The organism is Hoeflea ulvae (assembly GCF_026619435.1).
In the GTDB taxonomy this organism is placed as follows: Bacteria; Pseudomonadota; Alphaproteobacteria; order Rhizobiales; family Rhizobiaceae; genus Hoeflea; species Hoeflea ulvae.
The window spans coordinates 1,289,058-1,304,584 of record NZ_JAOVZQ010000001.1 but is presented as its reverse complement, the minus strand read 5'-3'; the positions used below and the strand labels follow the sequence as shown (position 1 = coordinate 1,304,584).

11 protein-coding genes and 1 riboswitch are annotated in these 15,527 nt (G+C 63.1%); of the genes, 6 read left to right on the top strand and 5 right to left on the bottom strand.

Annotated elements, in window-relative coordinates:
• Positions 1–86 precede the first annotated feature (86 nt).
• A complete protein-coding gene (locus tag OEG82_RS06130; RefSeq protein ID WP_267611551.1) occupies positions 87–1,337 on the bottom strand; it encodes a hypothetical protein in 1,251 nt (416 codons plus the stop codon).
• A gap of 539 nt (positions 1,338–1,876) precedes the next feature.
• Positions 1,877–1,964: riboswitch (glycine riboswitch) on the top strand.
• A 148-nt stretch (positions 1,965–2,112) separates the two neighbouring features.
• On the opposite strand from OEG82_RS06130, the gene gcvT reads away from it, so the two are divergent.
• The 6 genes from gcvT to OEG82_RS06100 all read left to right on the top strand — a co-directional run bounded on the left by gcvT (position 2,113) and on the right by OEG82_RS06100 (position 12,113).
• Positions 2,113–3,252, top strand: a complete 1,140-nt coding sequence (gene gcvT, locus OEG82_RS06125; protein ID WP_267611550.1) for a glycine cleavage system aminomethyltransferase GcvT — start codon at positions 2,113–2,115, stop codon at positions 3,250–3,252.
• Between the two features lie 19 nt (positions 3,253–3,271).
• The gene (gene gcvH / locus OEG82_RS06120) at positions 3,272–3,634 is read left to right on the top strand and encodes a glycine cleavage system protein GcvH (protein WP_267611549.1); all 363 of its coding nucleotides are present in this window, start codon (positions 3,272–3,274) and stop codon (positions 3,632–3,634) included.
• 8 nt (positions 3,635–3,642) lie between these two features.
• Positions 3,643–6,495, top strand: coding sequence for an aminomethyl-transferring glycine dehydrogenase (gcvP, locus tag OEG82_RS06115; RefSeq protein WP_267611548.1), 2,853 nt, complete (start codon positions 3,643–3,645; stop codon positions 6,493–6,495).
• A 476-nt stretch (positions 6,496–6,971) separates the two neighbouring features.
• Positions 6,972–7,595, top strand: a complete 624-nt coding sequence (locus OEG82_RS06110; RefSeq protein ID WP_267611547.1) for a TetR/AcrR family transcriptional regulator — start codon at positions 6,972–6,974, stop codon at positions 7,593–7,595.
• Between the two features lie 11 nt (positions 7,596–7,606).
• Positions 7,607–8,809 carry an efflux RND transporter periplasmic adaptor subunit gene (locus OEG82_RS06105; protein ID WP_267611546.1) on the top strand — a complete coding sequence of 401 codons (1,203 nt, stop codon included), beginning with the start codon at positions 7,607–7,609 and terminating at the stop codon, positions 8,807–8,809.
• Between the two features lie 10 nt (positions 8,810–8,819).
• The gene (locus OEG82_RS06100) at positions 8,820–12,113 is read left to right on the top strand and encodes an efflux RND transporter permease subunit (protein ID WP_267611545.1); all 3,294 of its coding nucleotides are present in this window, start codon (positions 8,820–8,822) and stop codon (positions 12,111–12,113) included.
• Between the two features lie 42 nt (positions 12,114–12,155).
• Here the strand turns inward: OEG82_RS06100 and OEG82_RS06095 are convergent, their stop codons facing one another.
• Genes OEG82_RS06095 through OEG82_RS06080 form a run of 4 tightly spaced genes read right to left on the bottom strand, consistent with a single transcriptional unit; the run spans position 12,156 to position 15,486 of the window.
• Positions 12,156–12,842, bottom strand: coding sequence for an ABC transporter ATP-binding protein (locus tag OEG82_RS06095; RefSeq protein WP_267611544.1), 687 nt, complete (start codon positions 12,840–12,842; stop codon positions 12,156–12,158).
• Positions 12,839–13,591 (bottom strand): ABC transporter ATP-binding protein, encoded by a 753-nt coding sequence (locus OEG82_RS06090; protein WP_267611543.1) that lies wholly within the window; start codon positions 13,589–13,591, stop codon positions 12,839–12,841. The genes OEG82_RS06095 and OEG82_RS06090 overlap by 4 nt, the downstream gene beginning before the upstream one ends.
• Positions 13,584–14,573 carry a branched-chain amino acid ABC transporter permease gene (locus tag OEG82_RS06085; RefSeq protein ID WP_267611541.1) on the bottom strand — a complete coding sequence of 330 codons (990 nt, stop codon included), beginning with the start codon at positions 14,571–14,573 and terminating at the stop codon, positions 13,584–13,586. The genes OEG82_RS06090 and OEG82_RS06085 overlap by 8 nt, the downstream gene beginning before the upstream one ends.
• Positions 14,566–15,486, bottom strand: coding sequence for a branched-chain amino acid ABC transporter permease (locus tag OEG82_RS06080; RefSeq protein ID WP_267611540.1), 921 nt, complete (start codon positions 15,484–15,486; stop codon positions 14,566–14,568). The genes OEG82_RS06085 and OEG82_RS06080 overlap by 8 nt, the downstream gene beginning before the upstream one ends.
• Positions 15,487–15,527 lie beyond the last annotated feature (41 nt).

Genomic DNA, 15,527 nt, shown 5'->3' with positions numbered 1-15,527 from the left:
GCTGCTGTTGTCGACATCTCCTCGGTCTCTACCGCAATACCGCCGTTGTCACCCCTGTCCCTCCAAGTCGTCACTCATGAACCAGGTCACCGGTCCTTCTTGTCCTTTTTGGATTCTTCAATCTGCATCTCTTCGAGCATGCGGGCCGAAATGATGAATTCGGATGCGCCGGGCCGAACCGGGTTATAGGCCAGACGCATGCCGTCCTTGATTGCTATCAATTCCAGATGGGTGCCACTCAAAGGCACTTCGGCTGCGATCAGTGCGCTCTCCGGAACGGCTTCCGCCCCATCTGCCCACGGGATCGGCAGACTGGCATTGCTGTCTCCCGACGGAACCTCTCCATCTTCGGGACTTTCGCCATTCGATCCGGAGTTCTCCTTTTGCGCCTGTTTCCTGGTATCGGGGACCGCGTCGATCTTGGCGCGGCGATCCTTTGCCCTGAGCCAGGTGTCGTAGAAGCTGTCGCTAACGGCCTGGAAGGACAGCGTCGACTGTTCGAGGCTGATGCGACCCGACACTTCACCGGCGAGCTTTGACAGCACCGACAGAAATTTCTCCAGCGCCTTGGACAGGTAATCGATGGCGTCCGGCTCGTCCTTGGGCGCAGGGCCGGCTTTCAAAGCGAAGGGCGACAGAAGGCTTTCTATCGATCCCTTGAGCTTGTCATAGACTGCCTGCCCAGCCTTGCCGACCGCGGTCCCGATCACTTTGATCAGATCCAGAAGATCTTCGAGAAGTGCTCCGAGTTGTGTCGCAACGGAAGGCAGCGTGACTTTCAGAACCGTGCGAATATTGGAAATCCGCTTTCCCGCCGAAAGATAGGTGACGTGACATTTCTGGTTGGCGAAGCGTGGCTGGGTCAGATTGGTGGAGTAACGTTGCGTGACATCAAGTTCCTCCGCCAACCCCTGCGGAAGCTGTACTGTGGACACGGCATCGACATACCCGGTACCTTTAAGATCGCCGACCTTGGTAGCCTTCCATTCCACGATCTGGGAATGGCGCACGAGAAAAGCGGATTCCTCTTTTACATCCACGTGGAAGTCCCACGCCAGTTCCAGCTGTTTTTCGCTGTTTTTCTGCAGTTTGACGATCTCGCGGATCACTGTTTCGACGGCTCCGAGAAGGGATTTGGACTGCGCGGTCAATTGGCCGATAACAGCGCTTGCCGCGTCAATGGCCTTCTTCAATTCCAACACCAGATTGGAATCCAGCTCCACTTCGGCACTGTCCCAGGTGATCGCCACACTGGCCTGGCTGGAATGTGATTTGTCCGCCAGATCCTTCTTGGCAAATGACGCATTTCCCTTCGGAGGCGTAAACGTGTCGATCAAATTCGGAGCATCCACTGCAGCTATTATCTGCCCTTTACGCCTATCGGTAGAATAAACGGGTGTCTTACAATCAACCATAACATAAATCCTCGCCTTGTTTCACAGATATTGCCGTTTCGTAACAATCCCCTCGCATATCTTCTTTAAATCGACCACGCGCCGGACAATCTGATATTAAAATATATTATGCCATCCTGCTATCAATTCGCCAAGCCTGCAGCATCAACCCAAAATCTACTAATCCCGAGCAAAACCCGGATGACGGTTACACGGATTTGCTCTGCGCCCGCGGATTGCTTTGCGTCTCAGTAGGGTATCTCGCGGGGGTGACAGTCCTGGTGTTCCTCAGTGGCGACGGATGAGGATGCGCTGCACAGACCCGCTGCAGGCGCGGCGCTACTGGCCGGGAATTGGCTTCCGGCGCGGCAAGCCACCGGAACATTCTATCCACGGCAACGTCCCGGCACGATGTTCCTGTTGGCGCAGACCCGGCCTCCGGCGCTTGCCTCTTGCCAATTCCCCGCAATTCATCATAGGTAGTGACATCGTTGGGAGAAACCGGAGTTATCCGGTGCCGAAGGAGCAACCGCCCCGGAAACTCTCAGGCAAAAGGACCAACGTGACAGGACGGACTCTGGAGAATGGCGCCCGCTAGCGTCTGCCGAAGGGATAACAATCTCAGGCAAAAGGACAGAGGGGGCTATTCGAAGGCGTCTGACGCCTGAAGATTGGCCCGTGCGCGGAGTTTTTCCCGCACCCAGACGGAGACTGCCGCGTGGACACCACAGCAGACCTTCTTAAGACACCGCTTCATTCCCTGCATCTCGAACTTGGCGCACGCATGGCCGGATTTGCCGGCTACGACATGCCGATCCAGTATCCCATGGGCGTGATGAAGGAGCATATCTACACCCGTTCCCATGCCGGACTGTTTGATGTTTCGCATATGGGGCAGATCCTGATCCGCCCCAAAAGCGGCGATCTGCGCGACGCCGCGCTGGCGCTGGAAACCATCGCACCGGTCGACATTGCCGATCTCAAGCCCGGGCGCCAGCGCTACGGGCTGTTCACCAATGAAGACGGCGGCCTGGAGGACGATTTCATGGTCGCCAATCGCGGCGATCATCTCTATCTCGTCGTCAATGCCGCCTGCAAGCATGCCGATCTGGCCCGCATTCAGGCGGCCCTGTCCGACAGTTGCGAGATCGAGGCCCAGTTTGACCGCGGGCTGATCGCGCTGCAGGGGCCGGACGCCGAAACCGCGCTTTCGGCCTATGCGCCCGAAGCCGCCGACATGCTGTTCATGGATGTCATGGTGCTTGAAATCGCCGGCGTTCCGGCGGTGGTGTCGCGCTCGGGCTATACCGGCGAGGACGGCTATGAAATCTCGCTGCCGGCGGAGGAAACCGACCGCATCGCCCGGCTGATCCTGTCGGATGAATCCATCGCCCCGATCGGGCTCGGCGCGCGCGATTCGCTCCGGCTTGAAGCCGGGCTCTGCCTTTACGGGCACGATATTGACGAAACCACCACGCCGGTGGAAGCCAATCTGAAATGGGCGATCCAGAAGGTGCGCCGCAAGGGCGGAGCCCGCGAAGGCGGCTTTCCCGGCGCCGGGGTGATCCTCGGACAGTTCGAAAACGGCGCCACGCGCACCCGCGTCGGGCTTCAGCCCACGGGCAAGGCGCCGATCCGCGCCGAAGTCGAGATCTTCGAACAGGAAACCGGCGGCGAGCCGGCCGGCATCGTCACCTCCGGCGGCTTCGGCCCCAGCGCCAATGCCCCCGTCGCCATGGGCTATGTGCCCGCGGCGCTGGCTGCCACCGGCACCAGGCTCTACGCCGAAGTGCGCGGCAAACGGCTCGAAATCACCGTTGCCGCCCTCCCCTTCGTCCCTTCCAACTACAAACGCTAAGCCACGACAGGAACACATCATGCTCAAATTCACCGAAGACCACGAATGGCTCAACATCGAGGGCGATGTCGCAACTGTCGGGATCACCGAACACGCCGCCGAACAGCTCGGCGACCTGGTGTTTGTCGAACTGCCCGATGTGGGCGCAAAACTCGACAAGGGTGCGGATGCATCGACGGTGGAATCGGTCAAGGCGGCTTCCGATGTCTATTGCCCGCTCGCCGGCGAGATCACCGAAGTCAACCAGGCCATCGTCGATGATCCGTCGCTGGTCAATTCCGATCCGACAGGTGCGGGCTGGTTCTTCAAGCTCAAGCTCGATGACGCCAGTTCCGCCAATGAGCTGATGGATGAAACCGCCTACCAAGCAATGATCGGCTGAGACACGCAATGAGCATCACCCTGACCGACTACGATCCCTATGATTTCGCCAATCGCCGCCACATCGGCCCGTCTCCGTCGGAAATTTCCGACATGCTCAAGGTGGTCGGGGCCGCATCGCTGGACGCGCTGATCGACGAGACCGTGCCGGGTTCGATCCGCCAGAAGACACCGCTGGCATTTGGCGATCCGATGACCGAACGCGAGGTTCTCGATCACCTGCGCGCCACCGCGCGCAAGAACACGGTGATGGTCTCGCTGATCGGTCAGGGGTATCACGGCACCATCATGCCGCCGGTGATCCAGCGCACCATTCTGGAAAATCCGGCCTGGTACACCGCCTACACGCCCTACCAGCCGGAAATCAGCCAGGGCCGGCTGGAAGCGCTGCTCAACTTCCAGACCATGGTCGCCGATCTGACCGGTCTCGACATCGCCAATGCCTCGTTGCTGGACGAGGCGACGGCGGCAGCGGAAGCCATGGCGATTGCCGAGCGGGCGTCGAAATCCAAAAGCAAGGCCTTCTTCGTCGACCACCATTGCCACCCGCAAACCATCGACGTCATCCGCACCCGCGCCGAACCGCTGGGCTGGGAGGTCATTGTCGGCGATCCGTTCAGCGACCTCGACGCCGCCCAGGTGTTCGGTGCGGTTTTCCAGTATCCCGGCACGTTCGGCCATGTGCATGATTTCACCGATCTGATTGCCTCGCTGCATGCGGAAAAGGCGATCGCCGTGATCGCCGCCGATCCGCTGTCGCTGACGCTGCTCAAGTCACCCGGCGAGATGGGCGCAGACATTGCCATTGGCTCGATGCAGCGTTTTGGCGTGCCCGTGGGCTATGGCGGCCCGCATGCGGCCTATATGGCGGTGAAAGACGCCTACAAGCGCTCGATGCCCGGCCGGCTGGTCGGCGTCACCGTCGACGCGCGCGGCAACCAGGCCTACCGGCTGGCGCTGCAGACCCGCGAGCAACATATCCGCCGCGAGAAGGCCACGTCCAACATCTGCACCGCGCAGGTGCTGCTGGCCATCATCGCCTCGATGTATGCGGTGTTTCATGGTCCGGAAGGACTGCAGGCGATTGCCGGGCGCGTGCATGTCAGGGCCGCGACCCTGGCCGCAGGCCTGAAGAAGCTGGGTTTCGATCTCGACACCGACCGTTTCTTCGACACGGTGAGCGTGGCCGTGGGTGACCGTCAGGCCGAGATCCTTGAAGCTGCGCGTGGCGAAGGCCTCAATCTGCGCAAGGTCGGAGACGATCGCATCGGCATCGCGCTGGACGAGGTCACCCGCCGCGACACGGTCGAAGCCGTGTGGCGCGCCTTTGGCGGCGATCTCTCGTTTGATGACCTGCTGGCAAAGCCGGTGATCACCGATGCGATGGCCCGCAAGTCGGACTATCTCGAACACCCGATCTTCCACATGAACCGGGCCGAAAGCGAGATGACGCGCTATATCCGGCGCCTGTCGGACAAGGATCTGGCGCTGGACCGGACGATGATCCCGCTCGGCTCGTGCACCATGAAGCTCAATGCCACGGCGGAAATGCTGTGCATCACCTGGCCGGAATTCGCCGATATCCATCCGTTTGCGCCTGCCGAGCAGGCGCAGGGCTACACGCAGATGATCGACGACCTGTCGGACAAGCTGTGCCGGATTACCGGCTATGACGCGATCTCGATGCAGCCCAATTCCGGCGCCCAGGGCGAATTTGCCGGGCTGATGACCGTCCGCGCCTGGCACCGGGCCAATGGTCAGGGCCATCGCCATGTCTGCCTGATCCCGACCTCGGCGCATGGCACCAACCCGGCTTCGGCGCAGATGGCGGGCATGAGCGTTGTGGCCGTGCGCACCCGTGACAATGGCGACATTGATCTCGATGATTTCCGCGCCAAGGCGGAGCTGCATTCCGACAATCTGGCCGCCTGCATGATCACCTATCCGTCCACCCACGGGGTGTTCGAGGAAACGGCGACCGAGGTCTGCAACATCACCCACGCCCATGGCGGCCAGGTCTATCTCGACGGCGCCAATCTCAATGCGCTGGTCGGGCTGGCGCGGCCCGGTGATATCGGCGCCGATGTTAGCCACCTCAACCTGCACAAGACCTTCTGCATCCCGCATGGCGGCGGCGGCCCGGGCATGGGGCCGATCGGGGTCAAGGCGCATCTGACGCCGCATCTGCCGGGCCATTGCGTCACCGACGGCAAGCCGGGTGCGGTGTCGGCGGCACCGTTCGGTTCGGCCTCGATCCTGCCGATCTCCTGGGCCTATTGCCTGATGATGGGCGGCGAAGGCCTGACCCAGGCCACCCGGATCGCGATCCTGAACGCCAACTACATCGCGGCGCGGCTGAAGGGCGCTTATGACGTGCTCTACACCTCGTCCGCCGGACGGGTGGCGCATGAGTGCATCCTCGACACCCGGCCGCTGGCGCAGAGCGCCGGTGTCACCGTCGATGACGTCGCCAAGCGGCTGATCGACTGCGGTTTCCATGCGCCGACCATGAGCTGGCCGGTGGCCGGTACACTGATGATCGAGCCGACGGAATCGGAGGTCAAAGCCGAGCTCGACCGGTTCTGCTCCGCCATGCTGACAATCCGCGAAGAGGCGCAGGCGATCGAGGACGGTACGCTCGACCGGGACAACAACCCGCTCAAGAACGCGCCGCACACGATCGAGGATCTGGTTGGCCCCTGGGACCGGCCCTATGACCGCGAAGCCGCCTGTTTCCCGGCGGGCGCAATGCGCAACGCCAAATATTTCGCCCCCGTGAACCGGGTCGACAATGTCTATGGCGACCGGAACCTGGTCTGCTCCTGCCCGCCAATGTCGGATTATGCCGAAGCGGCGGAATAGCCAGAAATGACTCAACGGAGGCGGCTGATGCAGCCGCCTCCGTGCTCCCGCCGGCCGGGCGAACAGGCCGGGCAATTTGGCCATCGCAGTCAAAATGAAGTCCGCCATTCCGGAGATGATCGGCCAACCATCTGACGGCGCGCCGCGCATCCCCGCGAAGCAGGGCAAGATGTCTCGCCCGAGCGCTCTCGCAGGTTCTTCATTGGCCGGATTGTATAATGCTGCATTGACTTCATCTCGCAGCCGCGGCCATGCGGCTCATATCCCGGCTTTCGCAAACAGTGTTGCCGGGCCGCAAGTATTGACCGGTGACTTGTTTGGCTGCGCGTCAACTCTTGATTAACAGATTATGCGGCACTTGATGAATGAATATTCATTCACTATATCTATTTGCCGACGATGCAGGAATGAAATTCATATACACGGTTTCACCGCCGTCTGCATCCGCCGCAGCGTTGCATTTCAAGGATCATCGCATGGACTCGCCCACGGTCGACATTGCCAGTCAACGGGTTTCGGACATCCTCGACAAGGTGAAATCGGTTTTCGCCCTGAACGGGTTCGACGGCGCGTCAATGCAGGACCTGGCGCAGGCCACGCAAATGAGCGTGGGAAATTTCTACCGTTATTTTCCGTCCAAGGACGCCATCATCACCGCCCTTGTCAGGCGCGACCTGATGGAGATCGAGGCTGTGTTCGACACGGTCAGGACCGCGTCCGACCCCGGCGCGATGTTCATGCATCTGCTGGCGCAGCGCATCGAGAACATGCCCTGCGAGGACGCGGCGCTGTGGAGCGAGGTCCAGGCGGCCTCGCACCGTTCGCCCGACATCGCCACCCTGGTGCGCGGCATGGACGAGACCGTGCGCAGCAATATCGTTGACGCGCTGGTGCGCATACACGGCGATGACAGCAGCCGGGCCCGCGCCGAGTTTGAAACGCGCGCCCATCTGGTGATGCTGGTGGTGCACGGCTTTGCCCAGCGCAAGTTCTGCGCACGCGAAGCCATGACGCCTGAAAAATCCGCGGCGCTTGCCGAGCTGGCGCTCGCGACACTGCGCCAGACCCTTTTTGCCTCCCCCGCCCAAGCCACGGAATGACAGGATCCTTCATGCGCCCTGCACTTGCCTTCCTGTTCGCATTTGAGCTGCTCCTGGCCGCCGCAGGCCGGCCGGCCGGTGCCGCCGAGACTGACACTGCCGCGGCAGCCGGTGCATTGCCGCCGGCCATTGTTGCCGTGCGGGCGGAAGCTGCCCACATCACCGACCGGGTCCTGGCCAACGGCATGATCACCGCCGTCGAAGAGGTGCTGGTCGCCCCGCAGGTGGAAGGTCTGGCAATCGAGAGCCTTGAAGCCGATGTCGGCGACCGGGTGGAAGCCGGGTCTGTGCTCGCCGCGCTTTCGAAGGATCAGTTGATCCTGCAGCGCAGCCAGCTCGAGGCCAACCGCGCCAAGGCGCTCGCTGCCATCGCCCAGCTTGAGGCCCAGCTCGCCGAAGTCCAATCCAATGCACAGGAATCGGTCAAGGCGTCCGACCGCGCCAGGCAACTGGCAGCGCAGGGCACCTATTCGACCGTGCAGGCGGAACAGGCCGAAGCCCAGGCGACAGCGGGCCTGGCCCGGGTCCGCTCGGTCGAGGAATCGATCAAGGTGGCACAAGCCGACATCACGCTGATTGATGCGCAAGCCGAGGACATCGACTTGCGGCTGGCGCGTACGGCAGTCAAGGCGCCGGTTGCCGGCATCATCACCGCACGTGGCGCCCGGGTCGGGGCCATTGCCAGCGCTGCTGCCGGGCCCCTGTTCACCATGATCAAGGACGGTGAGCTGGAAATGCGGGCAGATATCGCCGAGGCCGACATGCACCGGATCGCCGAAGGCCAGATCGTTTCGATCCATCTCATCGGCGCGGCCGAACCGGTTGCGGGAACAATCCGGCTGATCGAGCCGACGCTCAACACCACCACACGGCTGGGCCTGGCGCGGATCGAGATCGCGGATGGGTCGACTTTGCGGGCCGGCATGTTTGCCGATGCGGAAATCATCGTGGCCGAACGCGACGCGATCGTGGTCCCGGTGACCTCGATCAATATCGGGACCGACGGAGCCGATGTGCTCAGGATCGAGGACGGAATCGCCCGGCGTAGCCCGGTCACCACCGGCATCCGCGAAGGCGGCAGGATCGAGATCACCAGCGGGCTTGTAGCCGGGGACCTGATCGTCGCCAAGGCCGGCGCCTTTGTCCGCGACGGCGACCGGGTCAAGCCGGTGGAAGAAACCGACAGCGGCCATGTCGCCGCGATCACAGAATGAGGCCCGCGAAATGAATTTTTCCGCCTGGGCCATCCGCAATCCGATCGCGCCGATCCTCGCCTTCGCGCTGCTGACGATTGTCGGCATCCAATCCTTTCTGACCCTGCCGATCACCCGTTTCCCCAATATCGACATTCCGCTGGTGGCAATCACCGTGGTGCAGTCGGGGGCGGCGCCGTCGGAAATGGAAGCGCAGATCACCAAGGAGATCGAGGATGCCGTCGCCGGCATCACCGGCGTCGACGACATTGGCTCCACCGTGTCGGACGGCATCTCCACCACCACCGTGGTGTTCCGCATGGAAGTGCCCACCGATCAGGCGGTCCAGGACGTCAAGGACGCCATCGACCGGGTTCGCGGCGATCTGCCGGCCTCCGTCGAAGAGCCGATCGTCACCCGCATCGATGTCGAGGGCCAGGCAATCATGACCTTCGCGGTGCATGCGCCGGACATGACGCTGGAAGAGGCGTCCTGGTTCGTCGATGACACCGTCAAGCGCGCGCTGCAGGGCCAACGCGGCGTCGGCAAGGTCGAGCGCTATGGCGGCGCCGACCGGGAAATCCGCGTTGAGCTCGATCCCGCGCGGCTTGATTCCTACGGCGTCACCTCCGCCGATGTGAGCAAGCAGCTTCGGGCAACCAACGCCAATCTCGGCGGCGGCCGCGGCGAGATCGGCAACAAGGAACAGGCAATCCGCACGCTCGGCGACGCCGGGGATGCGGAAGCACTCGCCAGGACCACCATCGCGCTGCCCAACGGCCGCTTCGTCCGGCTCGGTGATCTCGGCGTCGTGCATGACAGCTATGAGGAACTGCGGTCATTCGGGCGCTACAATGGCGACCAGGTCGTGGCTTTCGCGGTGTTCCGCTCCAAGGGCGCCAGTGAGGTTTCGGTTGCCGAAGTGGTGACCGAGACGCTCGACGAGATCCGGTCAGAGCACCCCAATGTCGAGCTGGTGCCTGTCGATGACACGGTGTTTTACACCTATGGAAATTACGAATCGGCGCTGCACACGCTGGTGGAAGGGTCCCTGCTGGCCGTGCTTGTGGTGTTCCTGTTTCTGAGGAACTGGCGCGCCACGCTGATCGCGGCGATCGCGCTGCCGCTGTCGGCGATACCGACCTTCTACATCATGGATCTGCTCGGCTTCTCGCTCAACCTTGTGAGCCTGCTCGCCATCACCTTGGCGACCGGGATCCTGGTCGATGACGCGATCGTCGAGGTCGAGAACATCTCGCGTCATATTCGCATGGGCAAGACCCCCTATCGGGCCGCGGTCGAGGCTGCCGACGAGATCGGGCTGGCGGTGATCGCCACCACCTTCACCATCATCGCGGTGTTCGTGCCGGTGTCGTTCATGCCGGGCATTCCGGGGCAGTATTTCATCCAGTTCGGCATGACGGTGGCGGTTGCAGTGATGTTCTCGCTGCTGGTGGCGCGACTGATCACCCCGATGATGGCCGCCTATCTGATGCGCGACAGCGACGCCCATGAAGAGGCCGAGGGTGGCGGACGGATCATGCGCGGCTACACCTGGTTCATCTCCAAGACGCTGCGCTGGCGTTACACCACCCTGCTGGCGGCAATCGGCTCGCTGGTGGTCGCGGTCTATTACATGGGCCAGGTGCCGGGCTCGTTCCTGCCGCCCGAAGACGTCTCCCGTGTCAGCATCTCCGTCGAGCTGCCGCCCGGCGCCACGCTGGCCGACACCGACGCGACCACCCAGACCATGCGGACTATCATCAGGGAAGTCGACGGCGTCGAGGACGTGTTCATTCTGGGCGGCACATCGCCCAAGGGCGAACTCGACATCCGCCGCGCTTCGGTCTCGGTGCTGCTGGAAAAGATCGAGCACAACATCGTCAAGAAGGTCGTCAACGGACTTGCCGGTGCGGTTCCGTTCGTCTCGTCCTCGCTGCCGCGCATGGAGGTGCTCGGCCGCACCCGCTCGCAGGCCGAAATCGAGGCCGAGATCTTCGACAAGCTGGCCGTGGTTCCCGACATTCGCGCCTACAAGCTCAATGACCGCGGCGAACGCGACCTGACCTATAATGTGATTTCCACCGATGATGCGGCGATCGACCGGGCGGTGGCGATTCTCGAACCCAAGCTCAAGGCCCAGGATGTGCTCTCCAGCGTCAGCGTCTCCGGCTCGCTGCCGCGCCCGGAAGTGCAGATCCGTCCGCGGCTCGAAGAGGCAGCCCGGCTCGGCGTCACCACAGCGCAGATCGCCGAGATTGTCCGGGTCGCCACCATCGGCGATGTCGACGCGGCTCTGGCCAAGATCTCGATCGACAACCGGCAGATCCCGATCCGGGTGCAGCTCGATCCGGCCTACCGCACCGACATTGACCGCATCGGAAACCTGCGTGTGCAGACCAGCAAGGGCGTCACCGTGCCGCTCAAGACCGTGGCCGACATCGTCATCACCCAGGGTCCGTCGACGATCAAGCGCTTCAACCGCGAGCGGCAGGCGACCATCGGCGCCAGCCTGCCGATCGGCGTGGCGCTCGACACCGCCAAGCAGCGTTTCAACGAGATCGTCCAGTCGACCGAGCTTCCGGCCGGCGTTCAGGTGCTCGAATCGGGCGATGCGGAAGTCCAGAACGAGCTGATGGACAGCTTCCTCAACGCCATGCTGATGGGGCTTCTGCTGGTGCTGACCGTGCTGATCCTGTTGTTCAAGGACGTGATCCAGCCCTTCACCATCCTGTTCTCGCTGCCGCTGGCCATCGGCGGCGTGGCGGCCGGCCTGATCCTGACCAACAACGCGCTGTCGATGCCGGTGCTGATCGGCATCCTGATGCTGATGGGCATTGTCACCAAGAACGCCATCCTGCTGGTCGATTTCGCCGTCGAGCTGATCCGCACCGGCCGCGACCGGGTGGAGGCGATGATCGAAGCCGGGCAGAAACGCGCCCGGCCGATCGTCATGACCTCGATCGCCATGTCGGCCGGCATGCTGCCGAGCGCGCTCGGCGTCGGCGAAGGCGGATCGTTCCGCGCGCCGATGGCAATCGCGGTGATCGGCGGCATCATCGTCTCGACGGTGCTCAGCCTGGTGGTGGTGCCGTCCTTCTTCCTGATCATGGATGACCTGTCCCGGCTCCTGGGCTGGATCTTCGGCCGCTTTGTCGGCCCGAAGGAAGAGGAAGCCGATGTCATGGAACCCGAAGCGATGACCGCGGCCATCGGCGAGACCGCCGGCGAAATCTCGGATCTGCGCAAGCGGCTGGCACGGCTCGAGGGCCAGGCCGGGCGAACGCCGCCGAAGCTGGTGGTCACGCACGAGGCTGCCGAGTAGTTGAGGACCGGGGCGCGATCAGCCCCGGACCTTGCCTTTGCGTCAGACGCCGAGGAATTCGGTTTCGATCTCGCGGGTCAGCCCGGCCGGTGTACCGGTCCAGACGCTTTCACCGCGGGCCAGGATGACGCAGCGGTCGGCGACGGCGCGGAGTTCGGAAAACGCCTTGTCGATGACCAGGATGGATTGACCGCCCTGTTTGAGCCTGGCGATCGCCGCCCAGATTTCCTGCCGCACCACCGGCGCCAGCCCTTCGGTTGCCTCATCGAGAATGAGCAGCCGCGGATTGGTGAGCAGCGCCCGGGCAATCGCCAGCATCTGCTGTTCGCCGCCCGAAAGCGTGGAGGCGCTTTGTGCCATGCGTTCGCCCAGCCGCGGAAACAGGGCGGTGGCCTTGTCGATATCCCAGGGACCAGCGCGGGCCGAGGCCAGCAGGTTTTCTTCGACCGAGAGATTGGCAAAGCAGCGGCGGCCTTCCGGCGCCAGCCCGATGCCGAGCCTTGCGGCGCGGAAGGACGGCAGGGCGGCGAGATCATGGCCATCGAAGCGGATCTCGCCCTCGGTGGTGCGCAGCATGCGGGTGATGGCGCGCACGGTGGTGGTCTTGCCCATGCCGTTGCGGCCCATCAGCGCCACCAGCTCGCCCTCGGCGATCTGCAGATCGACACCGAACAGGGCTTGCGACGCACCATAGAAGGCCTGCAGCTTGGAAACTTCCAGAAGGCTCATGCTGCATCCTCCCCGAGATAGGCGGCGCGGACTTCGGGGTCGTTGCGGATGTCATCGGCCTTTCCGCGGGCGATGATCTTGCCGGCGACCAGCACGGAGATGCGGTCGGCGAGCTGGAAGACGGCATCCATGTCGTGCTCGATCAGCAGGATCGGGGCTTGCGTGCGCAGCTTGTCGAGAAAGCCGATCAGCTTGCTCGAGCCTTCCTGGCCCAGACCCGCCATCGGCTCGTCCATCAGGAAGATGCGCGGCCGCATGGCCAGCGCCATGGCGATTTCCAGAAGCCGCTTTTCACCATGCGACAGTTCGCTGACGCGCACCCCGGAGCGTGCGCTCAGGCCGACGCGGTCTAGCGCCTGTTCCGCCTCGCCAATCAACTGCGGATCCTTGTTGACCTGGCCGATGAAGCCGAAAACGGAGCGGCGCCGCGCCTGGGCGGCGAACATGACATTGCCGCGGGCGGAAAATTCCGGGATCAACGACGAGACCTGGAAGGTGCGGGTCAGGCCAAGACGGGCGCGGGCCGGCTGGTCCAGCTCGCCAATGTCGTGTCCGTCGAAACGGATCGCCCCCGCATCTGCCGCGAGCTCGCCGGCGACAAGCTTGATCAGGCTGGACTTGCCGGCACCATTAGGGCCGATCAGCGCGTGGATCTCGCCCGGATACAGGTCGAGGTCGACGCTGTCGGTCACCTTCAGCGCGCCGAATGACTTGCTCAGGCCACTGAGCGAGAGAACCGGTTCAATCATGCCGTACCCTCCCGACGACGAGACCTATGAAGCCGCCACGGGCAAATAGCACGACCGCGAGCAGCGCCGCGCCAAGGAAGAACTGCCAGTGGGTGGTGAAGCTGCCGAAGACATGCTCGAACAGCACGAACAGACAAGCGCCGACCACCGGGCCGAACAGCCGGGCGACACCGCCTAAAATGATGAAGACCATGATCTCGCCCGACAGGTGCCAGGACATCATCGAGGGGCTGACAAAGCGGTTGAGATCGGCATAGAGCGCGCCGGCCAGGCCGGTGACCATGCCGGAGATGACGAAGGCCGCGAGCTTGATCCGGTAGGGCGAGAGCCCGAGGGCTGCGACGCGTCCCTCGTTCTGCCGCACCGCCTGCAGCGCCACACCGAAGCGGGCGCCGGTCATCCGCCACTGGGCAACAAGCACCAGCATCAGCACCGCGTAGCAGAGCAGGAAGAAATCCAGCGGACGCAGCGTGTTGATTCCGGGGAATGCATTGCGGACATAGATCGACAGCCCGTCCTCGCCGCCATAGGCCGGCCAGGAAATGGCGAAGTAGTAGATCATCTGCGCGAAAGCCAGCGTGATCATGATGAAATAGACGCCGGATGTGCGCAGGCTGAGCGCGCCAATCAACAGCGCCGCCAGGCCACTGACCAGAACCGCCACCAGCCACAGCACCAGCATCTGGTTGGTGCCGTTGATCAGGAACGGCGCGGTCATCAGCGGCACGTAGGTCTGGTGGTGACTGGCCAGAATGCCTACCGCGTAGCCGCCGAGCCCGAAGAAGGCAGCATGACCAAAGGACACCAGGCCACCGAGACCCAGCGCGATATTGAGGCCGACACCCGCCAGCGCCAGAATGGCAGCGCGGGTGGCGAGCGTGACCAGGAACGGCTCATCGGCAAAGTGCGCGACCAGCGGTCCGCCCAGCAGAATCAGCGCCAGCACGATGTTGAGACGATGTTCGGTGATCAGGTCACGCATTGGCGGGAAACAACCCTTTTGGCTTGAACACCAGCACGGCGGCCATCAGCAGATAGATCAGCATCGAGGCAATCGCCGAACCGACACCGGCAGCCGCGGAGGCTTCCATCACGGATGACAGCATCACCGGCAGCAGGAACCGGCCCATGGTGTCGACAACGCCGACAATAATGGCTGCGACCAGGGCGCCCTTGATCGAGCCGATGCCGCCAATGACGATGACGACGAAAGCGAGAATGAGAACCGGTTCGCCCATGCCGACCTGAACCGACTGGATGGCGCCGATAAGAGCACCGGCGAAGCCGGCCAGCGCTGCGCCAACGGCAAACACGACCGTGTAGAGAAAACGGATATCGACACCCAGGGCCGCGATCATTTCGCGGTCGGCTTCGCCGGCGCGGATCTGCATGCCGAGCCGGGTGCGGCTGATCAGCAGGCCAAGCCCGGCCGCGACAACCAGACCGGCGACGATGATCGCCAGACGGTAGGCGGGATAGGGCAGACCGCCGGGCAGCATCACCGGGCCGGCGAGAAACGCAGGCGGATCGAGATAGAGCGGGAAAGATCCGAACAGGAAGCGGACGCCTTCGGAAAACATCAGCACCAGGGCGAAGGTCGCCAGCACCTGATCAAGGTGATCGCGGTCATAAAGCCTGCGGATCACCACGATCTCGACCAGGGCGCCGAGGGCGGCGGCCGCGGCGAGGCTGGCGATCAGGCCGAGCCAGAAGGATCCGGTCCAGGCGGCGACTGCGGCACAGACAAAACCGCCGACCATGAACAGCGAGCCGTGCGCGAGATTGATCAGGCCCATGACACCGAAAATCAGGGTCAGGCCCGCGGCCATCAGGAACAGCATGACGCCGAGCTGCAGACCGTTGAAGATTTGTTCCAGGAAAAGTGCGACGGTCATTGATTACCGGGCTCGCGTCAGCGCGGGGAAAAGGCCCGGGC